At 70.2% G+C, this 25,639-nt stretch carries 17 protein-coding genes; 12 read left to right on the top strand and 5 right to left on the bottom strand.

The window, feature by feature from the left end; all coding sequences use genetic code 11:
- Nucleotides 1-133: 133 nt before the first annotated feature.
- Both QFZ29_RS09530 and QFZ29_RS09525 read left to right on the top strand, forming a co-directional pair.
- A complete protein-coding gene (locus QFZ29_RS09530) occupies nt 134-1,999 on the top strand; it encodes a hypothetical protein (RefSeq protein ID WP_306893889.1) in 1,866 nt (621 codons plus the stop codon).
- On the top strand, nt 1,996-2,934 hold the full coding sequence (locus QFZ29_RS09525) for a tetratricopeptide repeat protein (protein WP_306893888.1): 939 nt from the start codon (nt 1,996-1,998) through the stop codon (nt 2,932-2,934). Before QFZ29_RS09530 ends, QFZ29_RS09525 begins: the two co-directional genes overlap by 4 nt.
- A 78-nt stretch (nt 2,935-3,012) precedes the next feature.
- Here the strand turns inward: QFZ29_RS09525 and glgB are convergent, their stop codons facing one another.
- Nucleotides 3,013-5,220 (bottom strand): 1,4-alpha-glucan branching protein GlgB, encoded by a 2,208-nt coding sequence (glgB, locus tag QFZ29_RS09520; protein ID WP_306893887.1) that lies wholly within the window; start codon nt 5,218-5,220, stop codon nt 3,013-3,015.
- Nucleotides 5,213-7,237: a maltotransferase domain-containing protein gene (locus QFZ29_RS09515; protein ID WP_306893886.1), complete on the bottom strand. Its 2,025-nt coding sequence runs from the start codon at nt 7,235-7,237 to the stop codon at nt 5,213-5,215. Before QFZ29_RS09515 ends, glgB begins: the two co-directional genes overlap by 8 nt.
- Nucleotides 7,238-7,319: 82 nt before the next feature.
- On the opposite strand from QFZ29_RS09515, the gene glgP reads away from it, so the two are divergent.
- On the top strand, nt 7,320-9,908 hold the full coding sequence (glgP, locus tag QFZ29_RS09510; protein ID WP_306893885.1) for an alpha-glucan family phosphorylase: 2,589 nt from the start codon (nt 7,320-7,322) through the stop codon (nt 9,906-9,908).
- A 63-nt stretch (nt 9,909-9,971) separates the two neighbouring features.
- On the opposite strand, the gene ybaK is transcribed toward glgP, so the two are convergent.
- On the bottom strand, nt 9,972-10,481 hold the full coding sequence (ybaK, locus tag QFZ29_RS09505) for a Cys-tRNA(Pro) deacylase (protein WP_306893884.1): 510 nt from the start codon (nt 10,479-10,481) through the stop codon (nt 9,972-9,974).
- Nucleotides 10,481-12,544, bottom strand: coding sequence for a glycogen debranching protein GlgX (gene glgX, locus QFZ29_RS09500; RefSeq protein WP_306893883.1), 2,064 nt, complete (start codon nt 12,542-12,544; stop codon nt 10,481-10,483). Before glgX ends, ybaK begins: the two co-directional genes overlap by 1 nt.
- Nucleotides 12,545-12,623: 79 nt before the next feature.
- Here glgX and QFZ29_RS09495 point away from each other — a divergent pair, with 79 nt between their 5' ends.
- The 8 genes from QFZ29_RS09495 to gatB all read left to right on the top strand — a co-directional run bounded on the left by QFZ29_RS09495 (nt 12,624) and on the right by gatB (nt 23,386).
- Complete coding sequence (locus QFZ29_RS09495) at nt 12,624-13,844, top strand: cysteine desulfurase family protein (protein ID WP_306893882.1); 1,221 nt, start codon at nt 12,624-12,626, stop codon at nt 13,842-13,844.
- 69 nt (nt 13,845-13,913) lie between these two features.
- On the top strand, nt 13,914-15,020 hold the full coding sequence (gene mnmA / locus QFZ29_RS09490) for a tRNA 2-thiouridine(34) synthase MnmA (RefSeq protein WP_306893881.1): 1,107 nt from the start codon (nt 13,914-13,916) through the stop codon (nt 15,018-15,020).
- Between the two features lie 144 nt (nt 15,021-15,164).
- The gene (locus QFZ29_RS09485) at nt 15,165-15,866 is read left to right on the top strand and encodes a hypothetical protein (RefSeq protein ID WP_306893880.1); all 702 of its coding nucleotides are present in this window, start codon (nt 15,165-15,167) and stop codon (nt 15,864-15,866) included.
- A gap of 64 nt (nt 15,867-15,930) precedes the next feature.
- Nucleotides 15,931-18,192 (top strand): NAD-dependent DNA ligase LigA, encoded by a 2,262-nt coding sequence (gene ligA, locus QFZ29_RS09480; RefSeq protein ID WP_373426201.1) that lies wholly within the window; start codon nt 15,931-15,933, stop codon nt 18,190-18,192.
- 46 nt (nt 18,193-18,238) lie between these two features.
- Nucleotides 18,239-20,005, top strand: coding sequence for an alkaline phosphatase family protein (locus QFZ29_RS09475; RefSeq protein WP_306893879.1), 1,767 nt, complete (start codon nt 18,239-18,241; stop codon nt 20,003-20,005).
- 35 nt (nt 20,006-20,040) lie between these two features.
- Nucleotides 20,041-20,340 carry an Asp-tRNA(Asn)/Glu-tRNA(Gln) amidotransferase subunit GatC gene (gatC, locus tag QFZ29_RS09470; RefSeq protein ID WP_306893878.1) on the top strand — a complete coding sequence of 100 codons (300 nt, stop codon included), beginning with the start codon at nt 20,041-20,043 and terminating at the stop codon, nt 20,338-20,340.
- Nucleotides 20,337-21,872: an Asp-tRNA(Asn)/Glu-tRNA(Gln) amidotransferase subunit GatA gene (gatA, locus tag QFZ29_RS09465; RefSeq protein ID WP_306893877.1), complete on the top strand. Its 1,536-nt coding sequence runs from the start codon at nt 20,337-20,339 to the stop codon at nt 21,870-21,872. Before gatC ends, gatA begins: the two co-directional genes overlap by 4 nt.
- Entirely contained in the window at nt 21,872-23,386 is a 1,515-nt protein-coding gene (gatB, locus tag QFZ29_RS09460; protein ID WP_306893876.1) for an Asp-tRNA(Asn)/Glu-tRNA(Gln) amidotransferase subunit GatB, read from the top strand. Before gatA ends, gatB begins: the two co-directional genes overlap by 1 nt.
- Before the next feature lie 67 nt (nt 23,387-23,453).
- On the opposite strand, the gene QFZ29_RS09455 is transcribed toward gatB, so the two are convergent.
- Nucleotides 23,454-24,686 (bottom strand): acyltransferase family protein, encoded by a 1,233-nt coding sequence (locus QFZ29_RS09455; RefSeq protein WP_306893875.1) that lies wholly within the window; start codon nt 24,684-24,686, stop codon nt 23,454-23,456.
- A 252-nt stretch (nt 24,687-24,938) separates the two neighbouring features.
- On the opposite strand from QFZ29_RS09455, the gene QFZ29_RS09450 reads away from it, so the two are divergent.
- On the top strand, nt 24,939-25,595 hold the full coding sequence (locus tag QFZ29_RS09450) for a hypothetical protein (protein ID WP_306893874.1): 657 nt from the start codon (nt 24,939-24,941) through the stop codon (nt 25,593-25,595).
- Nucleotides 25,596-25,639: the final 44 nt, after the last annotated feature.

The following is a 25,639-nucleotide window of genomic DNA, read 5'->3' as shown; positions in this document are numbered from 1 at the left end:
CGCCATGACACGTCCTCCACAGGCCCCAATGACACCTCATGCACAGCTTGCGGTTAGGAGACTCCCAGACGCCGCCAGTAGTGTGGAATGTCTTTGTCGGAAGCCGCCCCCACCGCGGCACTGGAGGTAATTCGTGCGCTTCGTCTTCGCAATCGTGGCGTTCATCGCTGCGGCCGTGATGATCGGGCTCGGTATCGCCCAGCGCACCGTGCTCCTCGATCCCGACCGGGTCTCGCTCTCAGCCGAAGTCGAGGGCGACGCCGACTACATCGTCCTCGAACCCGAGGTGCTCGCAGCGCACCCGGGCAAGCAGACGCTCACCGTGTCTGGCGCAGACACCGTCTTCCTCGCCTACGGTCGCAGCTCCGACGTCGAGGCATGGCTCGGAGAATCGCCGTACATCGCCGTGCAGCACGACGCCGAGTCCGATGAGCTCGTGAGCGAGGTCGTCACCGCGGAATCCGCCGACGACGAGACGGTCGACGAGGAGCCGACGCCGACGCCGGCAACCGATGCCCCCGTCGAGACCGAGGAGGCCGCGGTGTCGCCTGCAGGCTCCGACCTCTGGCTCGACGAGTTCACCAACGAGAACAGTCTCACGACCACGGTCGACATGCCCGACGGCATCTCGGTGATCATCGCGTCCGACGGCATCGAGCCCGTACCGTCACGGTTGTCGATCGCCTGGCCGCTCGACAACTCGACACCCTGGGCAGGACCCCTCATCGCCGGTGGCGCGCTCGTCTTCCTCGCCGGTTCATGGCTCCTGATCTCCGGGTTCGCGCGGCATCGCCGCTCCCGCGGCCCGCGCCGCAACCTTCCCAAGGGGCCGCGCGGCAGGCTTCCGAGTGCACCAAAGCCGCCGTCGATGCGCCGCAGCCAGCTGACCGGCGGCCGACGCGCGATCGGGCGCTCGAAACGAGTTGCGCTCGTGCCGCTCCTCGTGCTCCCCGCGTTCGTGCTCAGCGCCTGCTCCGCCGACTACTGGCCGAGTTTCGACCAGGGCGGCGACGCCCCGGCCACGAGCGCGCCGGCGACGCCCGTTGTCACGGGCGAGCCGGCCGAAGAGTCCGAAGATGAGGGCGCCCAGCCCGCGGTCACCGTGCCCCAGATGGAGCGCATCATGCGCCGCATCGCCGTGTTCGCGAACGAGGTCGACGCTGCGGGGAATGCCGACGCGGCAGCGCAGCGCTTCACGGGTCCCGCGCTCGAAGCAAGAACGGCGAACTACGCCATCCGTGGCGCACTGCCCGAGCACCCCGCGCCGCCGGCGATCCCCGCCTCGCCGCTCACCCTGACCCTGCCGCAGCAGGCCACCGGATGGCCGCGAACGGTGCTCACGATCGCGAAGAACGCCGACGACCCCACGGTCGCGCCGACTGCGCTCGTGCTCACACAGGAATCGCCTCGCGAGAACTACCGGATCGAGTACGCGATGGCCCTCGCTCCCGACGCCGACGTTCCGGCGGTCGCGCCCGCGGTCGTCGGTGCGTCGCCGATCAGCCCCGAGTACAAGGGCCTCGTGATGCCGACGGGCCAGGTCGCCTCCGCATATGGCGACGTGCTGCTGCACGGCGACGAGTCGGCGTTCGCGCCGATGTTCGACCCAGAGGGCGACGTGCTGCGCGAGCAGCTCGGCGTCGCCGGCCAGCAGGCGATCCGTGACGGCCTGCCGCCCACGGCCGACATCAACTTCTCGAATGTGGTCGGCGACAGTCCCACCGTCGCGCTCGCGACGAACAATGCGGGAGCGCTCGTCACCGTGTCGATCGAGCAGACCGAGAAGGTCACGCCGAACGACGGCGGCACGATCGCCTTCGAGGCTGGTGCCCCAGGCGCCGCCCTGTCCGGGTTCACCGAGGCCAGTGCCAAGGGCGTGCAGCGCGTGATCGGTATCCAATTGCTCTTCTACGTCCCAGGCGTCGGCACCGGCGAAGGCGAGCAGATCCGCTTGCTCGGCTGGTCCGAGAGCCTCATCGGAGCCTCGGAGGTCCCATGACGAACCCCATTTCCCCGAACGGTCCGGGCTTGCGCGGAGCCGTCGACCTGTCGGCGCTCGTGCAGCGCCAGCAGGAGCCGGCCGGCCCGGCCGGCCCGGCGTCCGGCGACGCCATCGTCTTCGAGACGGATGACGCGGCCTTCGGCTCCACGCTCGAGCTCTCCCGTACCGTGCCGGTCGTGGTCGCGCTCTGGGCCTCGTGGAGCGAGCAGTCGCGAACCCTCGTCGAGTCGCTCGAACGACTCGTGCGAGCGCGCGACGGCCGGATCGTGCTCGCCACCGCCGATGCCGACCGCAGCCCGCAGCTCGTCCAGGCGTTCCAGGCGCAGGCGATCCCCACGGTCGTCGCCGTGATCGCGGGCCAGCCCGTGCCGCTCTTCGCGGGCGTGCAGCCCGATGACGTGATCGACCAGGTGTTCGACCAGCTGCTCGAGCTCGGTGCGCAGCACGGCGTCGCCGGGCGAGTCGAGTCGAGCGACGCCGCTGCAGAAGGCGAGGCGCAGGAGCCCGTCGAGGAGCCGCTGCCGCCGCTGCACCAGGAGGCGTACGACGCGATCGAGCGCGGCGACTTCGAGGCCGCGGCATCCGCCTATCGCACCGCCATGGCGCAAGATCCGCGCGACACGCTCGCCGTCGCGGGCCTCGCCCAGGCGAACCTGCTCGGCCGGCTCGCGGGCAAGACGCTCGACTCGATCCGCAACACCGCCGCGGCGGCGCCCCGCGACCTCGACGCGCAGCTCGACGTCGCCGACCTCGACCTGTCGGGCGGCCATGTCGACGATGCGTTCGATCGGTTGCTCACGCTCTTCCCGACCCTCGACGCCGACGGCAAGAACCGGGTGCGCGAGCGCCTCATCGAGCTCTTCGAGGTCGTCGGCACCGAGGAGCCTCGAGTGATCGCCGCGCGCCGGCGGCTCACCAACCTGCTCTACTGACGGGCAGCACGCCGAGCCGCGACGTCGCCGGCGCCGCGGCTGTGGTTTCGATACACGTCCGGCTTCGCCGGACGCTACTCAGTCACCGGAATCGAGCGTGAACCAGACCGCCGCGAGCGGCGGGAGCGTGAAATCGCCGGAGGCCGGGCGCCCCGCCCAAGGACGATCGACGGCGTCGACCCCGCCGAGGTTGCCGACGCCCGAACCGCCGAACTCCGCGGCATCCGAGTTCAGGATCTCGGTCCAGCGGCCCGCCCGCGGCAAGCCGAGTCGGAAGCCATCGTGGGGCACGCCCGCGAAGTTCACGACGCAGAGCAGCGGCCTGTGGGCGCGATCGTAGCGGAGGAACGCGATGATGTTGTGCGCCGCGGCCCCGCCCTCGATCCACTCGAAGCCTGCGGCGTCGTCGTCGAGTTCCCAGAGCTCGGGCCTCTGCCGGTAGCAGCGATTGAGCGCGCCGACGAACTCGGCGAGCTGCCGGTGGCTCGGCTGGTCGAGGATCCACCAGTCGAGGCCGCGTTCCTCGCTCCACTCGGAGAGCTGGCCGAACTCCTGCCCCATGAAGAGCAGTTGCTTGCCGGGATGCGCCCACATGTACGCGAGGTAGACACGCACGTTGGCGAGCTGCTGCCAATGGTCTCCCGGCATCTTGCGAATGAGCGAGCCCTTGCCGTGCACGACCTCGTCGTGGCTGATCGGCAGCACGAAGTGCTCGCTGAACGCGTAGAGGAACGAGAACGTGAGGTCGTGGTGATGGTGCGAGCGGTACATCGGGTCTTTCGAGATGTACTGCAGGGTGTCGTGCATCCAGCCCATGTTCCACTTGAAGCCGAAGCCGAGGCCGCCGCTCGTGGTCGGGGCGGTGACTCCGGGCCAGCTCGTCGACTCCTCGGCGATCATCACGATGCCCGGGTTCCGCTTGTAGGCGGTGGCGGTGACCTCCTGCAGGAACCCGATCGCCTCGAGGTGCTCGCGGCCGCCGTAGATGTTGGGCGTCCACTCGCCCCCTTCGCGGGAGTAGTCGAGGTAGAGCATCGAGGCGACGGCGTCGACGCGCAGGCCGTCGACGTGGAACTCCTCGAGCCAGAAGAGCGCGTTCGCGACGAGGAAGTTGCGCACCCGCGGGTTGCCGTAGTCGAAGACGTAGGTTCCCCAGTCGAGCTGCTCGCCGCGGCGCGGGTCGGCGTGTTCATAGAGCGCCTCGCCGTCGAAGCGCGCGAGCGCCCAGTCGTCTTTCGGGAAGTGGCCGGGGACCCAGTCCATGAGCACGCCGATGCCGGCCTGGTGCAGCCGGTCGATCAGGTAGCGGAGGTCGTCGGGGTGCCCGAAGCGTGAGGTGGCCGCGTAGTAGCCGGTCACCTGGTAGCCCCACGATCCGCCGAACGGATGCTCCGCGAGGGGCATGAACTCGACGTGCGTGTAGCCGAGCCACTCGATGTACTCGATGAGCTCGTCGGCGACCTCTCGGTAGCCCCTCCCGGGCCGCCAGGAGCCGAGGTGGAGCTCGTAGACGCTCATCGGCAGCTCGTGCGCGTTCGTCGACGCTCGCCGCGCCATCCACTCGCCGTCGCCCCACTCGTGGCTGCTGACGCTCACGACGGAGGCGGTCGCGGGGGAGACCTCGGCCTGCCGGGCCATCGGGTCGGCCTTCATCACCCAGTGGCCGGCGGAGGTGAGGAGCTCGAACTTGTACACGGAGGCGGGCTCGAGGTCTGGGATGAACAACTCCCATACGCCGCTCCCGCCCATGCTGCGCATCGCGTGCGCCGTGCCGTCCCAGCGATTGAACTCACCGACGACGCGAGCGGCGCGGGCGTGCGGTGCCCAAACGGTGAACGCCGTGCCGTGAACACCGCCGCCGACGCCCCAGTGCTCGCGGTGGTGTGCGCCGAGCACGCGCCAGAGCTCCTCGTGCCGGCCCTCGCCGATGAGGTGCAGGTCGAGCTCGCCGATCGTGGGAGCGAACCGGTACGGGTCGTCGCTCGTCCATTCCGACCCGTCGCCATAGCTCGCGCGCACGCGGTAGCCGACGGGACCGAACGCTCCTGCGCCTCCCCAGACGCCATACCCGAGATGCTCGAGCGGCAGGGCGATGCCATCGTCGAGCACCGCCTCGACCGATTCGGCGAGAGGACGGCGGGTTCGGATGACGGTGAGCGGCCGAGGATCGGCCGGAGCCGTGAATCCGTGCTGGCCGAGCACCGAGTGCGGGTCGGAGTGCCGCCCCTCGGCGACGGCGGCGAGCACCCAGTCGTCGATGACGGGCGTGGCGATCGTTTCAGGCATCGGGGCCCCTTCTCACGTGCAGGATATGCGCGGGGCGCGTGAACGCATCGAGCCGCACGTAGTTCGAATCGCCCCAGTCCCAGCGTTGACCGGTGACGAGGTCTTCCACCTCGAATCGGGTGCCGGGCTCGAGCCCGAGCGCGGCGAGATCGAGGTGCACCGTCGTCTCCCTGACCGAGTGCGGGTCGACGTTCGCGACGACGATGACGGTGTCGTCGACGCCGGTCGACGTGAATCGGCCCTCGAGGTGCTTCGAGTACACGAGCACCGACTCGTCGCTGCTGGAGTGGAATCGGATGTTGCGCAGCTGCCCGAGTGCCGGGTGCGCCGCGCGGATGGCGTTGAGGATGCCGAGGTACAGCGCGAGCGAGCGGCCCTCCTGGCGCTCGGCGCCGGCGAAGTCGCGCGGCTTGTACTCGTACTTCTCGTTGTCGATCGCCTCTTCGGCACCGGGCCTCGCGACCGATTCGAAGAGCTCGAAGCCCGAGTACACGCCCCAGGTGGGCGCCGCCGTCGCGGCGATCGTCGCTCGCACCGTGAAGGCCGCAGGGCCGCCGAACTGCAAGTACTCGGTGAGGATGTCGGGGGTGTTCACGAACAGGTTCGGCCGCATGAAGTCCGCGGTGTCCTCGGCGACCGAGGAGAGGAACTCCTCGAGCTCCTGCTTCGTGTTGCGCCACGTGAAGTAGGAGTACGACTGCTGGAATCCGACCATCGCGAGCGCCTGCATCATGGCTGGGCGCGTGAACGCCTCGGCGAGGAACACGACGCCGGGGTCCTCCGCATTGACCGTCGCGATCAGCTGCTCCCAGAACGCGAGCGGCTTCGTGTGGGGGTTGTCGACGCGGAAGATGCGCACGCCCTGCTTCATCCAGTGCCGCACGATGCGCAGCACCTCGTCGAAGATGCCGTTCGGATCGTCGTCGAAGTTCACCGGGTAGATGTCCTGGTACTTCTTCGGCGGGTTCTCCGCGTAGCGGATCGTGCCGTCGGGCAATTGCGTGAACCACTCGGGATGCACGGTGACCCACGGGTGGTCGGGGGAGGCCTGCAGCGCGAGGTCGAGGGCGATCTCGATGCCGAGCGCAGCGGCGCGGCGCACGAATGCGCGGAAGTCGGCGAGGGTGCCGAGGTCGGGATGCACGGCGTCGTGCCCGCCGGCCGTTCCATCGGCGAGCGGCCCGCCGATGGCCCAGGGCGAACCGGGATCGTGGGGGCCGGGATTCAGCGTGTTGTTCGCGCCCTTGCGGTTCGTGACCCCGATCGGGTGGATCGGCGGCAGGTACACGACGTCGAAGCCCATCGCGGCGACGCCGTCGAGCCGCTTCGCCGCCGTCCGGAAGGTGCCGCTCTTCCAGCCGCCGTCTTTCAGGCGCCTCGCGCCTTCGGAGCGGGGGAAGAACTCATACCACGAGCCGACCCCGGCGCGACGTCGCTCGACGAGGATCGAGTGCTCGGGGGAGTCGGTCGAGATGCGAGCGAGCGGGCGGCTCTCGAACTCGACGAGTGCGGGGTCGTCGATGAGGGGGCGGCGGACGGCGATGGATGCCGCGGCGTCGCGAAGTCCGCTCGCGATCGACGTGAGGCGCTTCCGCGCGGCGAGCGGTCGTGACTTCTCGGCGATCGCGCGGTCGAGCAGCCGCGCGCCGATCTCGAACATGAGCTCGACGTCGACACCGGCGTCGACTTTGAGCGCGGCATCGTGACGCCACGTGGCGATCTCGTCGTCGAAGCCGGTGACGTGCCAGCGCCACTCGCCGGTCTCGCCGAGGAGCACTCGCGCCTCCCAGCGATCGGTGCCGGGCGCGAGCGGAGACATCCGTTCACGCCGAGTCTCACCCGAGGGGCTCGTGAGCACGAGCATGGCGCCTACCTGATCGTGCCCCTCTCGGAACACCGTGGCACGGAACGGCACGACCTCGCCTTCGTAGGCCTTCGGCCGCCAGCGGTCGTCGGGCAGGGCGGGGGTGAGCCGCGTCACGGGAATTCGGCCTGCGAGGGTGATGCTGGTCGTCACGTTTCGACCGTAGCGCGGAATCGCGCTCGCGTCGCGACCGGCCGTTCACACATTCGACATGCACCCCACCTAATCTTGACCCGTGAAGCCGATCCGTAAGTTCACTGTCCGAGCCGTCGTTCCCGCGACGCTCGCCCCCCTGGAAGAACTCGCCGGGAACCTCCGCTGGTCGTGGCACGAGCCCACCCGCCGGCTGTTCGAGCACATCGATCCCGAACTCTGGCGAAGCTCCCATCGCGACCCCGTGGCATTCCTCGGCGAAGTCGACCCGGCTCGGCTCGACGAGCTCGCGGGCGACGCCGGGTATGTCGCGTGGGCCGAGCGCGAGCGCGCCGCCCTGCAGGAGTACCTCTCCGAGCCGCGTTGGTTCCAGACTCTCGGCACAGCGGCGCCCCGCACGATCGCGTACTTCTCACCCGAGTTCGGCATCACGGCGGCCCTGCCGCAGTATTCGGGCGGGCTCGGCATCCTCGCGGGCGATCACCTGAAGGCGGCATCCGATCTCGGCGTGCCGATCGTCGGCGTCGGGCTCTTCTACAAGGCCGGGTACTTCGCGCAGGCCATCGGCGACGACGGCTGGCAGCAGGAGCGCTATCCCGTGCTCGACCCCGACGGGCTGCCGCTCTCGGTGCTGCGCCGTCCCGACGGCGCGCCCGTGCAGCTCGCGCTCGCCCTGCCCGAAGATCGCGTACTGCACGCTCGCGTCTGGAAGGCGTCGATCGGGCGCATCCCACTGCTCCTGCTCGACACCGACATCCCGACGAACACCGACGAGCTCCGTTCGGTCACCGACCGGCTCTACGGCGGCGGCGGCGAGCACCGGCTGCTGCAGGAGCTCCTGCTCGGCATCGGCGGCGCGCGTGCCGTGCGGGCATGGACCGAGCTCAGCGGATGCCCCGTTCCCGATGTGTTCCACATGAACGAGGGTCACGCGGGGTTCCTCGGCCTCGAGCGCATCTCGACGTACATCGCAGAGGGCCTCTCGTTCGCCGAGGCGCTGCAGGTCGTGCGCGCCGGCACGGTCTTCACCACGCACACGCCCGTGTCTGCCGGCATCGACCGCTTCGACCGCGAGCTCGTCGAACGGTACCTCTCGAGCTCGCTCCTGCCGGGCGTCGACCCCGCCGACGCGCTCGCGCTCGGTGCCGAACCCGGTGCAGATCCCGAGACGAGCGCCTTCAACATGGCCGTCATGGGCCTGCGGCTCGCGCAGCACGCGAACGGCGTCTCGAAACTGCACGGCGAGGTGAGCCGGCGCATGTTCGGTGACCTCTGGCCGGGATTCGACGCCGCCGAAGTGCCGATCACCTCGATCACGAACGGGGTCCACGCGCCCACCTGGACCGATCCCGCCCTCCTCGGCCTCGCCGAGTCGAGGCTCGGCACCGGTGACACCGAGCACGCCGACTGGCTGAGCGGTGCGCTCAGCGACGGCGAGTTCTGGGCGGTGAAGCGCGGAATGCGACTGCAGCTCGTGGAGGACGCGCGCCGACGCCTTGCCGAGGCGTGGGCGGCGCAGCATCCGGGCTCCCCGGTTCCCACGTGGATCTCTCGCGTGCTCGACCCCGACACGCTCACCGTCGGCTTCGCCCGCCGGGTGCCGACCTACAAGCGGCTGACGCTCATGCTGCATGACCCCGAGCGGCTGACGGCGATCCTCACGAACCCCGAACGGCCCGTGCAGCTGGTGATCGCGGGCAAGTCGCATCCCGCCGACGACGAGGGCAAGCGGCTCATCCAGCAGCTCGTGCAGTTCGCCCAGCAGCCTGAGCTGCGCGACCGCATCGTGTTCCTGCCCGACTACGACATGGGCATGGCCGAGGTGCTCTACCCGGGCTGCGACGTGTGGCTCAACAATCCGCTGCGGCCGCTCGAGGCGTGCGGAACGTCCGGCATGAAGGCCGCGATGAACGGCGCACTCAACCTGTCGATCCTCGACGGCTGGTGGGCCGAGTACGGGGGCGACGACTACGGCTGGGTGATCCCGTCGGCGGATGCCGCGGGCGACGCCACCGAGCGTGACGCCCTCGAGGCGGCAGCACTCTACGACCTGCTCGAGCACCGCGTCGCGACCCGCTACTACGAGCGCGACGGCGACGGCGTGCCACGCGAATGGGTGCGCCGGGTGCGGCAGACGCTCGCGACGCTCGCCCCCGAGCTCGGCGCCGACCGCATGGTGCAGCAGTACGTCGAGGAGCTCTACCGCCCGGCGGCGGAGCATGCTGCTGCCGTGACGGCCGACAACGCTCGCGGCGCCCGCGAGCTCGCGGCGTGGAGTGCCAGGGTGCGCCAGGCGTGGCCCGGAGTGCAGGTGGTGCACGTCGAGTCGGGCGGCGTCGAGGAGCCGCACGTCGGCGACGAGCTGCAGCTGCGGGCATACGTCGGGCTCGACGGACTCGCACCCGACGACGTCTCGGTCGAAGTCGCGTACGGGCGCAGCCGCGACGACGACACGATCGACGGGGTGCGGCACGCAGTGCTCACGCCGGCGGTGTCGAACCCCGGGTCACCGGATGACGCAGGCGACGCGACGTCCGGCGGGCCGCGCCTCTACACGGGAACGGTCGTGCTCGACCGCGCCGGCGCGTTCGGCTACACGGTGCGCGCCGTGCCGCGGCATCCGCTGCTCCTGAGCACCGCCGAACTCGGCCTCGTGGCGGTCGCCGGCTGACGCGTCGGCGCCGGCCGACCGACGTCCGCCGGGCGCCTGCGTCACTCGTCGGCCCGTCAGTCGTCAGCCCGACGAGGCGCGAGATCGGGCGATCGCCGCGAAGCGCCCGCCGGTCACCGCGAGGAGGTCGTCGGGAGCGATCCCGAGGTCGAGGCCGCGGCGGCCCCCCGAGACGTAGATCGTCTCGTGGAGGATGGCCGACTCGTCGAGCACCGTCGGGAGCGCCGTCTTCTGCCCGATGGGACTGATGCCGCCCACGACGTAGCCGGTCTTTCGCGCGGCGAGCGCCGGATCGGCCATCTCGGCGCGTTTTGCGCCGAGGGCGTGCGCGAGCGCCTTCACGTCGAGCTGCAGCGCGACGGGAACGATCGCGACCGCGAGCTCGCCGTCGACGTTCGCGAGCAGCGTCTTGAACACCAGCGCCGGGTCGAGGCCGAGCCTCTCGGCGGCTTCGAGGCCGTACGCGGCGGCGCGGGGATCGTGGTCGTAGGCGTGGGTCGAGAACGCGATGCCCGCGCGGGCGAGTGTCGCGGTGGCCGGGGTGCCGGCCGAGGCATCCGCTCGCGTGGCCATCAGTCGCTCGCGTGCGCTCGGAACAGCCGCATCGACGGGCCGGTCATCGTGATGCGATCGCCGGGAGCGTGGTCGATCGCGGCGTCCGTCGGCGCCTCGTCGGCGGAGTCCCACAGGAGGGTGTACCCGGACACCCCTGCATGCTCGGCGAGCACGACCTCGACGTCGGACTCGTGCGCGTGCACGACGAGGAGGATGCGGTTGAACGCCTCGAACTCGGGGGTCGACGCCGCGAGGTACTGCAGCGTGCGCTCCTCGGGGGAGTTCCAGTCGTCGATTGTCATCGTGGTGCCGTCGGCGTTGAACCAGTCCATCTGCGACGCGCTCGGCGTCGCCTCGCCGAAGCGGCCGAAGCGCACGGGACGCAGCGCGGGGTTCTCGGCGCGCAGGCGGATGAGGCGCCTCGTGGTCGCGAGCAGGTCAGGCGCCGAACGTGGCCGGCCGGCGGCATCCCAAGCAAGCCAGGTGAGCTCGGAGTCGTGGCAGTACGCGTTGTTGTTGCCGCGCTGGCTGCGGCCGAACTCGTCACCGGCGGTGAGCATCGGCACGCCGGCCGAGAGCAGGAGCGTGCCGAGGAGGTTCCGGATGCTCCGCCGCCGCGCCGCACGGATCGCCCGGTCTGCCGTGTCACCCTCGACGCCGTGGTTGTAGGAGTTGTTGCTGTCGGTGCCGTCGCGGTTGTGCTCGCCGTTGCCGAGGTTGTGCTTGACGTTGTACGACGTGAGGTCGGCGAGGGTGAACCCGTCGTGCGCGGTGATGAAGTTGAGGCTCGCGAGCGGTCCGCGCTCGGTCGAGAACGTGTTCGCCGAGCCGGCCAGTCGCGTCGCGAAGCGGCCGATGCCGCTGCCGGCAGTGCCGGTTTCGCGTTCCCGGCGCAGGTCGCCGAGCCAGAAGTCGCGCATGCGGTCGCGGTAGCGGTCGTTCCACTCGGTGAAGCCTGCGGGGAAGTTGCCGGTCTGCCAGCCGCCGGGGCCGACGTCCCACGGCTCGGCGATGAGCTTCGTGGTGCTGATCACGGGATCTTCGAGCATTCCGCGCAGCAGCGGATGCTCGGGCGTGAACCCGCCGTGGTCGTCGCGAGCGAGGGTGGCGGCGAGGTCGAGGCGGAACCCGTCGACGTGCAGTTCCTCGGCGAAGTAGCGCATCGAGTCGAGCACGAGGCGCACGGGTGCGTCGCGGCCGAAGTCGAGGGTGTTGCCGCATCCGGTCGTGTCGACGTACCGGCCGTGCGCGTCGTGCCGGTAATAGGAGCCGTTGTCGATGCCGCGGAACGAGAAGACCGGCCCTTCACGCCCTTCCTCGGCCGTGTGGTTGTAAACGACGTCGAGCATGACCTCGAGGCCCGCTTCGTGCAGTCGCTTCACCATGCCCGCGAACTCGCGCCGGACCGCCTCGGGCCCTGCGGCCTGCGCGGCCGCAGAGGCGTACGGCGCGTGCGGGGCGAAGAACGAGAGCGTGTTGTAGCCCCAGTAGTTCGTCTTGCCCTGGCGGATCAGACGCGCTTCGGGCACGAACGCATGCACGGGCAACAGCTCGACGGTGGTCACGCCGAGGTTCGTGAGGTATTCGAGCGAGGAGTCGTGAGCGAGTCCCGCGTAGGTGCCCCGCAGCTCCTCGGGGATCGCGGGGTTCAGCTTGCTGAACCCGCGCACGTGCGTCTCGTACACAACGGTGTGATCGAGCGGCACATGAGGTTTGGCCGAGTCGCCCCAGTCGAGGTGGTTGCCGAGCACCGCGCCGCGCCATGAGCCGTCGTCGGCGGGCGAGAGGCCGCGTGCGTACGGATCGAGGAGCGTGTGCACGGGGTTGAACGCGTGCGAAGGGCCGGCCGGTCCGTCGACCCGCAGGCCGTAGCGGGCTCCTGGTACGAGCGCCTCGGATGGCCCGTGCCACACGCCGTGGTCGTCGCGCTCGAGCGCGACGCGGTCGGTCGCCCATTCGAGGTCGTTCGGATCGAAGATGACGAGGTCGACGGAGGTCGCGTTCTCTGACCAGATTCGGATGCGGCCGCCGTCGGCATCGGCCTGGACGCCGAGGTCGCGGAAGGGGTCGGGCGCGGACATGCGATCTACAGTAGTTCGTAGGAAGACGCCCGAAGCGACGGGGCACTCGGCCGCACGATCACGACGGGAGGGAGCAGTCATGGTCTATCTCGACCACGCCGCCACCACCCCGATGCTGCCCGAGGCCATCGAGGCGCTCACCGCAGCGCTCGCCGTCGTCGGCAATCCCGCCTCCATCCACAGCGCCGGCCAGCAGGCGAAGCGGCTGCTCGAGGAGTCGCGCGAGCAGGTCGCCGCCACGCTCGGCGCCGACGGCATCGAGGTCGTCTTCACAGGCAGCGGCACCGAAGCCGTGAACCTCGCGATCAAGGGCCTCTGGTGGCACCGGCAGGCGGATGCCTCGCGCCCGCGCCTCCTCGTGCCGGCCGGCGAGCACCACGCCACCGTCGACACCGTGGAGTGGCTCGCCGAGCACGACGGCGCGCTCGTCGAGGAGATCCCGCTCGACGAACTCGGACGGGTCCGCCTCGACGCGCTCGAAGCCGCGCTCGCCCGCGACGGGGCATCCGTCGCACTCGTCACGATGCTCTGGGCCAACAACGAGGTCGGCACGATCCAGCCGGTCGAGGAGGTCGCCCGACTCACGGCGCGCGCCGGGGTGCCGCTGCACGTCGACGCGATCGCCGCATACGGCCAGCTGCCGATCGACGTGCACGGTCTTCGACGGTCGACGGGCGCTGCACCCGGCACGGGGCTCGTCGCGCTGAGCGTCTCGGCGCACAAGATCGGCGGGCCGGCGGGCATCGGCGCGCTCGTGCTCGACCGGTCGGCGGCCGTCGAACCGCTCATCCACGGTGGCGGGCAGCAGCGCAAGGTCCGTTCGGGCACGCAAGACGTGGCGGCCGCGGCGTCGTTCGCGGCCGCGGCATCCGTCGTCGCAGCCCGGCTCGAGGCCGACGCCCGTCGCATGTCGGCGTTGCGCGACCGCGTTATCTCTGGCGCGCTCGCCGAAGTGCCCGAGACGCGGCTGAGCGGCGACCCCGACCCCCAGGGCCGGCTGCCCGGCAACGTGCATCTCTCCTTCGCGGGATGCGAGGGCGACTCGCTCCTCTTCCTGCTCGACGCCGCCGGTGTCGCCGTATCGACGGGCTCCGCATGCCAGGCCGGTGTGCCCGAGCCGTCGCACGTGCTCATGGCGATGGGGCGCTCGGAGGCGGACGCCCGCGGCGCGCTTCGCATCACAATCGGCCACGGATCGACCGAAGCCGACGTCGACGCGTTCCTCGCGGCGCTGCCTGGCGCGTATGCGCAGGCCTCGCGAGCCGGGCTCGCCGCACGCGCCACGTCGTTCGACCGTTAGATCGGCGCTGCGGCCACGCGCCCGCTGCCGTCCGGCGGGTGCTCAGGCAGGGTTGCGTACACTGGAACGGTGAAGGTTCTGGCTGCGATGAGCGGCGGCGTCGACAGCGCCGTCGCTGCTGCGCGCGCCGTCGACGCCGGCCACGAGGTCGTCGGCGTGCACCTCGCGCTCAGCCGCATGCCCGGCACGTTGCGCACCGGCAGCCGCGGCTGCTGCACGATCGAGGACTCGATGGACGCCCAGCGGGCCGCGAACGTCCTCGGCATCCCCTACTACGTGTGGGACTTCTCCGAGCGGTTCAAGGCCGACGTCGTCGACGACTTCATCGCCGAGTACTCGGCCGGCCGCACCCCGAACCCGTGCATGCGCTGCAATGAGCGCATCAAGTTCGCCGCCCTGCTCGAGAAGGCCCTCGCGCTCGGCTTCGACGCCGTCGCGACCGGCCACTACGCCTCGATCGTGACGGATGCCGCGGGCAACAAGGAGCTGCACCGGGCGAGCGCCTGGGCGAAAGACCAGAGCTACGTGCTCGGCGTCCTCACCGCCGAGCAGCTCGAGCACGCGTACTTCCCGCTCGGCGACACCCCGTCGAAAGACCTCGTGCGTGCCGAGGCGGCACGGCGGGGCCTCTCAGTCGCGCAGAAGCCCGATTCGCACGACATCTGCTTCATCTCCGATGGCGACACGAAGGGCTGGCTCGCTGAGCACGTCGGTACTGCCACAGGCGAGATCGTCGACCGCGCAGGCGCCGTCGTCGGGGCGCACGAGGGCGCGCACGCCTACACCGTCGGCCAGCGCCGCGGACTCCACCTGGGCACCCCTGCGCCCGATGGCCGGCCGCGCTTCGTACTCGAGGTGCGCCCGAAGGACAACACCGTCGTCGTCGGCCCGAAGGAGGCGCTCGCCATCGGCGAGATCGCCGGTTCGCGCTTCACCTGGGCCGGCGAGCCGCCGACGGATGCCTCGACGCCGTTCGAGTGCGAGGTGCAGATCCGTGCACACGCCGACCCGGTGCCGGCCGTGGCGGTCGTCACGGGCGGCGAGCTCGTCGTGACGCCGCAGCATCCGCTCGACGGCGTCGCCCCCGGCCAGACGGCCGTCGTCTACGTCGGCACTCGAGTGCTCGGCCAGTGCACGATCGATCGCACGGTGAGTGCCGTGCCGGTCGACGCCTGACGCAGCCCTCCGCCTGACGTACCCTTCCGCGAGGGGCGCCGATCGGCGGCCTGTCAAGGGCCTGCGGCCCCGCGCCCGCGCGGGTAGATTCGTTGTGCGCCGCGGAGGAGCGCGTATCAGGCGGCGCCTGAAGGGGGAATCGCCATGACCACTCCAAGAGACCCGGACGAGCGCTACGACCGGCCCGCAGATCGTCCGGCAGACCTGCCCCCCGAGCTGTACACGGACTCGGCCGACGCGGCAGCTCGTGATCCGAGGACGATCCCCGCGGAACGGGCCGATGTCAGGGACGAGGTCGTCGACCGCCAGCGCGAGCAGTTCGGCGGCGTCAAGATCGGTTCGGCCTTCTTCGGCTGGCTGACCGCGACCGGTATGGCGGTGATCCTGACGGCGCTCGTCGCCGCGACGAGCGCGGCAATCGGCCTCGGCATCCTCCAGGATCCCGAAGCGGCCGCAGAGGAAGCCACGCAGAACCCCGAGATGGTCGGATGGGTGGGCGGTGTCGTCCTGCTCGTCATCGTGTTCGTCGCCTACTGGTGCGGCGGCTACGTGGCCGGCCGGATGGCCCGGTTCAACGGTGTCAGGCAGGGAGTCGCCGTATGGGTGTGGGCGCTCGTGATCGCGGTCGTCGTGGCCCTGCTCACGTTGGCGGCCGGCAGCCAGTTCGACATCCTGGGTGACCTCGACGCCGCCCCGCGCATCCCCGTGAGCGAGGGGGAGCTGACCACCGCGAGCATCGTCACCGCGATCGTCGTCGCGATCGCGAGCCTCGGCGGCGCCATTCTCGGCGGAGTCGCGGGCACGAGATACCACCGCAAGGTCGACAGCGCCGGGGTCGTCGTCTAGCAGGAGCACGACCCGGCGAGACCCCGATGGCGCAGCCGTCGGGGGTCCTCCCTAGACTGTCGATGTGGTGGACGACGACATCGACCAGGGCATCAGTCTCGCCGACGCGGCCGACGAGGTGGAGCGCCTCACGATCCGCATCAACGAGGCGCGCGACGCGTACTACGAGCGCGACACCGTCATCATCTCCGATGCCGAGTACGACGAGCTCATGCATCGACTCGAGGCGCTCGAACGCAGCTACCCCCAACTGCAGAGCCAGGACAGCCCGACGCTGACCGTCGGCGGCCGCGGCGAGACCACCCTCTTCGCGCCCGTCGAGCACGCCGAGCGCATGCTGAGCCTCGACAACGTGTTCTCGCCGGGCGAGCTCGCCGAGTGGGCCGTCCGCGCCGAGGCGGCGGCGGCCAGGCCCGTGCACTGGCTCTGCGAGCTCAAGATCGACGGCCTCGCGATCAACCTGCGGTACCGCAATGGCCGGCTCGTCACGGCGGCCACCCGCGGCGACGGGCGCGTCGGCGAAGACGTCACCGAGAACATCAGGTGGATCAAGTCGATCCCCACGAGGTTGGCCGGCACGGGGCATCCGCCACTTGTCGAGGTACGCGGCGAGGTCTTCTTCCCCGTCGCCGCATTCGGCGAACTGAACGCCAAGCAGGCGGCGGCCGGTGAGCGGGAGTTCGCGAACCCGCGCAACGCCGCCAGCGGGTCGCTGCGTCAGAAGGCCGAGGGCAAGAACGCGGCCCAGCTCGAGCTCATGCGCGATCGCCTCGGGCGACTCCGCATGCTCGTGCACGGCGTCGGCGCCTGGCCGAATCCGCCGGTCGCGTCGCAATCCGAGATCTATGCGCTGCTGGCAGATTGGGGCCTGCCAACGAGCTCCCACGTACGCGTGCTCGATTCGGTCGGGGCCGTGCAGGAGTTCATCGCCTACAACGGCGAGCACCGGCACGCCGTCGAACACGAGATCGACGGCATCGTCGTGAAGATCGACGAACTCGCGTTGCACGACGAGCTCGGCGCCACGAGCCGCGCGCCGCGCTGGGCGATCGCCTACAAGTACCCGCCAGAGCAGGTGAACACGAAGCTCCTCGACATCGTCGTGAGCGTGGGTCGCACCGGCCGCGCCACGCCGTTCGCCGTGATGGAGCCCGTGCGCGTCGCCGGGTCCGTCGTGCGCCAGGCGACCCTGCACAACCAAGAGGTCGTGAAGACCAAGGGCGTGCTCATCGGCGACACGATCGTGTTGCGCAAGGCGGGCGACGTCATCCCCGAAGTGCTCGGCCCCGTCGTCGAGCTTCGTGACGGCGACGAGCGGGCGTTCGTCATGCCGACGGGGTGTCCCGAGTGCGGCACGACCCTCCGCCCCATGAAAGAGGGCGACATCGACCTTCGGTGTCCCAACGCGAAGAGCTGCCCCGCTCAAGTGCGCGGTCGCGTCGAGCACATCGGCTCTCGCGGCGCGCTCGACATCGAGGCGCTCGGTGAGGTGTCCGCGGCGGCGCTCACCCACCCGGCCGTCCCGAGCGAGCCGCCCCTTCCGACCGAGGCCGGCCTCTTCGACCTCACCGTCGCCGACCTGTTCCCGATCGAGGTCGTCGTTCGCGACGTCGAGACAGGGCTGCCGCGGCTCGACGACGACGGAACCCCCGTCTCTCGCGCGCCATTCCGTCGCCAGCGCAAGCGCACCGATCCGGCCTACGACCCTGATTCCGGCGACGTCGCGGGCGACGCGGCGAACGTGCCGTCGAAGGCGGCGTACGAGCTCGTGGCCAACCTCGAGCTCGCGAAGACGAAGCCGCTCTGGCGCATCCTCGTCGCGCTCAACATCCGGCATGTCGGCCCGGTCGCGGCTCGCGCACTCGCCGACCACTTCGGCTCCCTCGACGCGATCCGATCGGCCGGTAGGGCCGAGCTCGCCGAGGTCGACGGCGTCGGGCCGACCATCGCCGATTCGGTGCTCGAGTGGTTCGGGGTCGACTGGCACGTCGAGATCGTCGAGCGGTGGGCGGCCGCCGGCGTGCAGTTCTCGACGCCGGGCCATCCGGGCCCGGGTGCCGCGGCGGCCGCCGGCGGCGTGCTCGCCGGGATCACCGTCGTCGCCACCGGCTCGCTCGACGGCTACTCCCGCGAAGGCGCGCAAGAGGCGATCATCGCCGCGGGCGGCAAGGCAGCGTCGGGCGTGTCGAAGAACACCGACTTCGTCGCAGCCGGCCCCGGCGCCGGCTCGAAGCTCGGCAAGGCCGAGGCGCTCGGCATCCGGGTGATCGACGCTGCGCAATTCGCGGTGCTCGTCACCCGGGGGCCCGCTGCGCTCGACGAGTGACCGGGGCACAGTGACCGGGGCACAGTGACCGAGGCATGGGGGGCACATGGCAACGAACGACGAGCACGACCCTGATCAGGGAAGCGAGCACGAGCCGGGCGGCTCCACGAGGCGCGACTTCCTCAAGTTCGGCGGGGTCGCCGCGGCCGGGGCCGTCGTCGGAGGCGGCGCAGGAGCCGCGATCGGCGGTGCGATCGGGCACTCGCTGGGGTTCGCCGACGGCGTCGCCGACTTCACGCCGCTCAGCCCGCGGGTCGAGGCGGGGTTCGACCATCTCATCGTCGTGATGGGCGAGAACCGCTCGTTCGACAACCTCCTCGGTTGGCTCTACTCGAGCGACGACCTCACCGACGGGCGCCGCTTCGACGGGCTCGCGTTCGGTGACTACGGCAACACCGCCCCCGACGGCACGCACGTGGCGGCTCACGTCTACGAAGGCGCGACCGACGAGATCATGGGGCGACCCGATCCCGATCCTGGTGAGGAGTTCCCTCACGTCAACACCCAGCTCTTCGGCACGATCGACCCCGTCACGAACGCCGAACTCTTCGTCGAGCACATGGCGGCGCCGTACAACGCGCCGAAGTCCGGGAGCTCGCCCACCATGGACGGATTCCTCACCGACTACCACGTGAACTACGCCCGGCTGAAGAAGGGCGTCCAGCCCGACCCGGCCGAAGCACGGCAGATCATGGGATCGTTCTCACCCGAGATGCTCCCCGTGCTCTCCACGCTCGCGCGCGAGTTCGCCGTCTTCGACAGCTGGTTCTGCGCAGTGCCCTCGCAGACCTTCTGCAACCGCTCGTTCTTCCACGCATCGACCTCGCACGGGTTCGTCACGAACAAGCACGGCGGCGGCTACGAGAAGTGGCTCGACGCCCCCGAGGCGCCGACGATCTTCAACCGGCTCGAAGAGGCCGGCATCAGCTGGCGCATCTACTTCGATGAGATCCAGCTCGTCTCGTTCACCGGGGTGCTGCACGCGCCCGTGCTCGAGCAGTACTGGCGCACCGAGCGCTTCGCGACGATGCAGCAGTTCTACGCCGACGTGGAGAACGGAACGCTGCCGGCCTACGCATTCATCGAGCCGCGCATGATCTACAACCACAACGACTTCCACCCGCCGGTCGGCAAGCTGAAGGAGAGCGACGTCGACGGGCAGGAGGTCATCGACAGCGCGATCTCCGACGTTCGCGCGGGCGAGGCCCTCATCCACGAGATCTACTCGTCGGTCCGGGCCAGTGCCTCGTCGAGCGGCTCCAACGCCCTGAACACCCTGCTCCTCATCACGTTCGACGAGCACGGCGGATGCTACGACCACGTCGCACCGCCGGCCGCGACGCCGCCCGACGACGGCGCCGCCGCTGGTGAGATGGGCTTCACCTTCGACCGGCTCGGATGCCGCGTGCCGGCCATCGCCGTCTCCGCCTACACGCAGGCGGGCACGATCGTGCACGACGAACTCCACCATGCCGCGGTCATCTCGACCCTCAGCAGGCTGCACGGACTGAAGCCGCTCACGCGGCGCGACGAGGGGGCGAACGACCTGTTCGCTGCGATCAACCTCGACGCCCCGAGGCATCCGGTCACCTGGCCCACCACCACCCCGCAGTACCTGCCGCCGAACCCGCAGGCCGCAGCGCCCCACCCCGGCCACGCCCACAAAGACAAGCCGCTGAGCCCGCCCGCCCGGGGGCTCGTCGGCCTGCTCCTCGCCCGGTATGCGCCGGGCACCCCCGAGCCCGAGACGTACGGCGAGGCCTACGAACTGCTCCATCGGCACGGGGAAGGCCTCTTCGGCGCGCCCCGATAGAATCGGTGCATCCCATCCCGAACCGACGGAGCAGCATGTCCGAAATCAATGCGGAGCAGGTCGCGCATCTCGCGAACCTCGCGCGCATCGCGCTCACCGACGAAGAGATCGAGCACCTCACGAAGGAGCTCGTGCAGATCATGCACGCCGTCGAACAGGTGAGCGAAGTCGCCACCCCCGACGTGCTGCCGACGAATCACCCGATTCCGTTGCAGAACGTGTTCCGCGACGATGTCGTGGGGCACACCCTCACGGTCGACGAGGCACTCTCGGGTGCGCCCGAGTCCGATGGAAGCCGCTTCGTGGTCTCGGCGATCCTGGGGGAGGAGCAGTGAGCGAGCACCTCATCCGGCTCACGGCCGCAGAGCTCGGCGCGCGCATCGCCGCGGGCGACGTGTCGTCCGTCGAGGCGACGCGAGCCCACCTCGACCGCATCGCCGCCGTCGACGGCGCCGTGCACGCCTTCCTCCACGTCGAGGGGGAGCGGGCCATCGAGACCGCCGCCGACCTCGACCGCCGCCGTGCCGCCGGCGAGGCCCTGGGCCCGCTCGCGGGCGTGCCGATCGCGATCAAAGACGTGCTCGTCACGAAGGGCATGCCGTCGACGAGCGGCTCCCGCATCCTCGAGGGCTGGATCCCTCCCTACGACGCGACGCCCGTGCAGCGCGTGCGCGACGCGGGCCTCGTGCCCCTCGGCAAGACCAACATGGACGAGTTCGCGATGGGCTCGTCGACTGAGCACTCCGCCTACGGACCCACCCACAACCCCTGGGACCTCGAGCGCATCCCCGGCGGCTCGGGCGGCGGCTCCGCGGCAGCCGTCGCAGCCTTCGAAGCGCCCATCGCGCTCGGCAGCGACACCGGCGGCTCCATCCGCCAGCCCGCCCACGTCACGGGCACCGTCGGCGTGAAGCCCACGTACGGCGGGGTCAGCCGCTACGGCTCGATCGCCCTCGCCTCGTCGCTCGACCAGGTGGGCCCCGTCTCACGCACGGTGCTCGACTCGGCACTCCTGCACGACATCATCGGCGGATACGACCCGCTCGACTCCACGTCGATTCCCGAGCCCTGGCCGTCGATGGCCGAGGCCGTCAGGCGAGCGGATGTCTCGGGCCTGCGCATCGGCGTCGTGAAGCAGCTCGACTCCGAAGGCTTCCAGGCCGGGGTGCGCTCGCGCTTCCACGAGGCGCTCGAGTTGCTCGAGCGCAATGGAGCCGAGATCGTCGAGGTGAGCGCGCCGCACTTCGAGTACGCGGTCGCCGCCTACTACCTGATCATGCCCGCCGAGGCCTCGTCGAACCTCGCGAAGTTCGACTCCGTGCGATTCGGCCTGCGGGTCACGCCCGACGGCGGCGGCACGGTCGAGCAGGTCATGGCCGCCACGCGTGAGGCCGGCTTCGGCCCCGAGGTCAAGCGACGCATCATCCTCGGCACCTACGCGCTCTCGGCCGGGTACTACGACGCGTACTACGGCAGCGCCCAGAAGGTGCGCACGCTCGTGCAGCGCGACTTCGACGCCGCGTTCACGACCGTCGACGTGCTCGCCACGCCGACTGCGCCGACCACGGCGTTCAAGCTCGGCGAGAAGCTCGACGATCCCCTCGCGATGTACCTCAACGACGTCGCCACGATCCCCGCGAACCTCGCCGGCGTGCCCGGCATCTCCCTGCCCGTCGGCCTCGCCCCCGAAGACGGACTGCCCGTCGGCATCCAGTTCCTCGCTCCTGCGCGGGAGGATGCGCGACTCTACAACGTGGGCGGAGCGCTCGAGCAGCTGCTGCTCGCCGAATGGGGCGGGCCGCTGCTCGACCGGGCGCCCGACCTCTCCCGACATGAGCTCTTTGCGACCGAGGAGGGCGCACTCTGATGGCGCGTGCAGAACTGATGGACTTCGACGCCGCGCTCGAACGATTCGAGCCGGTCATCGGCCTCGAGGTCCACGTCGAGCTGAACACCAAGACGAAGATGTTCTCGGCCGCGCCGAACCCCGCCAACGCGGAGTTCCACGTCGCCGACCCGAACACGCTCATCACGCCGGTGTGCCTCGGGCTCCCGGGCTCGCTCCCGGTCGTCAACGGCCAAGCGGTGCGGTACTCGATCAGCCTCGGGCTCGCGCTCGGGTGCGAGATCGCCCCGTCGAGCCGATTCGCACGCAAGAACTACTTCTACCCCGACCTCGCGAAGAACTACCAGATCTCGCAATACGACGAGCCGATCGCGTTCGACGGCTCGGTCGAGGTGGAGCTCGAGAACGGCCGCAGCTTCACGGTGCCGATCGAGCGCGCGCATATGGAGGAGGACGCGGGTAAGCTCACGCACGTGGGCGGGTCGACCGGCCGCATCCAGGGTGCCGAGTACTCGCTCGTCGACTACAACCGCGCCGGCGTTCCTCTCGTCGAGATCGTCACGCGGCCGATCATCGGGGCCGAGGCGGATGCCCCCGCGCTCGCGCGTGCCTATGTTGCGACGATCCGCGACATCGTGCGCTCGCTCGGCATCTCCGAGGCCCGCATGGAACGCGGCAACCTGCGCTGCGATGCCAACGTCTCGCTGCGTCCTCGCGGCCAGGAGAAGCTCGGCACGCGCACCGAGACGAAGAACGTCAACTCGATGCGGTCGGTCGAGCGTGCGGTGCGGTACGAGATCCAGCGCCAGGCGGCGATCCTCGCCAAGGGCGGCTCGATCATCCAGGAGACGCGCCACTGGCATGAGGACACCGGCACGACGAGCGCGGGGCGGCCCAAGTCCGACGCCGACGACTATCGCTACTTCCCCGAGCCCGACCTGCTGCCCGTGGTGCCGACGCGCGAGCTCGTCGATGAGCTGCGGGCATCGCTCCCCGAGCCGCCCGCTGCGCGACGCCGTCGCCTGAAAGACGAGTGGGGCTTCACCGACCTCGAGTTCAAGGACGTCGTGAACGGCGGACTCCTCGCCGAGGTGACCGAGACGATCGCGGCCGGAGCATCGCCTGCTGCCGCTCGAAAGTGGTGGACCGGCGAGCTCACGCGCGTCGCGAACGCCGAGGGTCGAGACGCAGCCGAACTCGCGACGCCTGCACAGGTCGCCGAGCTCGCGGCGCTCATCGAGACCGGCGTGCTCACCGACCGGCTCGCCCGCCAGGTGCTCGAGGGCGTCGCTGCCGGTGAGGGCTCTCCGCAACAGATCGTGGAGGCTCGCGGTCTCGCCGTCGTGTCCGACGACGGCGCGCTCATCTCCGCGATCGACGACGCGCTCGCCTCCCAGCCCGACGTGCTCGCGAAGATCCGCGACGGCAAGGTGCAGGCCGCGGGTGCCGTGATCGGCGCGGTCATGAAGGCGATGCATGGCAAGGCGGATGCCGCGCGCGTGCGTGAACTCGTGCTGGAGCGCGCTCAGAGCTGACACCACGCCCGAGCGTTCCGACGTGGTCCGACCGGTTCGGCTGCGGAGAGCGGCTTGCAACCGTGCTCTACGGGGTCACGGCACTCGGGCCGCGCTCGGGCAGGCTCGCGCGGTGCGGACTCAGGAGCAGCACGGCCGCCCCGAGCACGAGCGCGCTCGATGCCGCGACCGCGAAGGGGAGTCCGAAGACGATCACGCTGAATGACGGGATCACCATGAGTCCGGCCGCGAGCCCGGTCGAAACATCCGATGCGCCGTGAACAGGTGCGGATGAGGCACGTTCCAACCCGCCGAGCAGCATCGAAATCACGATGAGCACACCGACCATGACGACGAAGATCAGCGGCCTCGTGAGCCACCACTCGGCAGAACCGGATGCCGGGGTCGGCAATGGCGTGAGCAGGAGGAGGCCGACGATGAGCGCGAGCACCGGCAGGTGCCACAGGTAGATCGTCATCAGGCGCGAGCCGACCGTCTGCACGACGAACCGCAGCGGACGCACGGCGGTGAGACGTTCCAGTGCTGGATACGCGAGCACCAGCAGACAGGTCTGTCCGACGGCGAGAGCGACGATCGCGAAGGTCGGCGGATAGAGGTTGTCGAGCATGTTGCCCGGGTATCCGACGGCGACGAGGCCGACGAGAAACAGGTACGCACCGGCCCCGAGTGCGGCGACCGTGGCGCGGGATCTGGCGCGGAACCATCCGTCGGCGATCCAGAACCCCAACTGCTGCGCGAACAGCCAGACGAACGTCATGTCGAGGAGGCCGAGCGCCTCGATGCCGGTGGAGAATCGCAGGACATCGCAGAGCACGGCGCCCGTTGCCAAGGCGGCAAGCGTCCGCCGGGGAGCCTGGGCGTGGAGCGTCGCGAGCCCCGGGAGGTAGGCCTGCGCGAATGCATAGGCCGCGAGGAACCAGAGCGGCGACGAGATGCCGAGGCCGATGAGACGGATGGCAGCCGGGTCCACACCCGTGAGATGCATCACGAGCACGGCGACCGCGAGGGCTGCGAACAGGGCGATCGAGGGGCGCGCGAGCCTGAGAATGCGTGATCGGATGTAGTCGGCCGCGGTTCCGCCAGAGGCCGCCAATCGTCGCCACGCGCCGATACCCGCGAAGCCGCCGACGACGAAGAACAGCGGCATGATCTGGGCGATCCACGAAACCGGGCCGATCCAGTCCGTCTCGAGCAGCGTGCGCTCGACGACGAGGCCGCGTCCGGGGATCACCGCCGCGCCGACCATGAGCATGTGGCCCACCACGACGACGGCCACGCAGAGCACTCGAACGAGGTCCATGACTGGATCACGCGTTGCCGCACCGGGGACGAGGCCCGCGGGATACGATGCGCTCGACTCGCTCACGGCTCCTCCGGCGTGACTTGGCTTGCCTACTGCAAGTCTGGCACGAACACGATGCAGGGAGGCGGCGACACGGGCGAACCGAGGGAGCGTCGGCGTGGCCCGCCTCGAGGCATCCCGGACTCACAGTCGGCTCAATGCTCGCGACCGTATATTGGGCGTCCCCAGACAACGAGTGAAGAGGACATCATGGGCTTCCTGGACCGCCTGTTCGGCGCATCCGATGACCGAGCTGCACAGCAGGGGCGGCCAGTGCCGCCCCCGCCGCAGCTGAGCGAGGATGAACTGGCCATCGAGCGCTACCGCTACCTGCTGCGTACGGCTCCGCCCGAATCGATCGAGGCGGTGCACGCCGAGGCGTTCGCGAAGCTCACCCCTGAGCAGCGCGCCGAGGTCTACCGCACGCTCGCGGAGCAGGCGCCGCCCGGTGAACGCATCGCCTCCGACGAACCGTCCGTGCTCGCCCGCGCCGCCACGCGCGCCGAGGTCCGCTCTCCGGGAACCATGGAGCGCGCGTTCGCCGGCGGCAACGCCGCCGAGGGCCGCGGGAACATGGGCGGCCCGTCGTTCGGCTCGATGTTCGGCGGTTCGATGCTCGGCGCGATCGCCGGCGTCGTCGTGGGTTCCGCGATCGCCCAGGCGTTCCTGCCCGACGCGTCGTCCGCCGATGCCGGCACCGACACGGGTGGTGATGCTGGAGCCGACACCGGTGCTGCCGATGCATCCGGTGCCGATGCCGGTTCGGCGGATGCATCCGGTGCCGACGCGGGTGGGTACGACGGCGGAGGCGGATTCGGCGACTTCGGCGGTGGCGATTTCGGTGGTGGCGGCGACTTCGGCTTCTGAGCAGATCAGGTGTGCGCCGCGTGGAAGCCGATGACGGCGGCACG

The organism is Agromyces albus (assembly GCF_030815405.1).
Taxonomy (GTDB): Bacteria; Actinomycetota; Actinomycetes; order Actinomycetales; family Microbacteriaceae; genus Agromyces; species Agromyces albus_A.
Note: the sequence above shows the minus strand (reverse complement) of the source record. Positions and strands in the feature narration are given on the sequence as shown.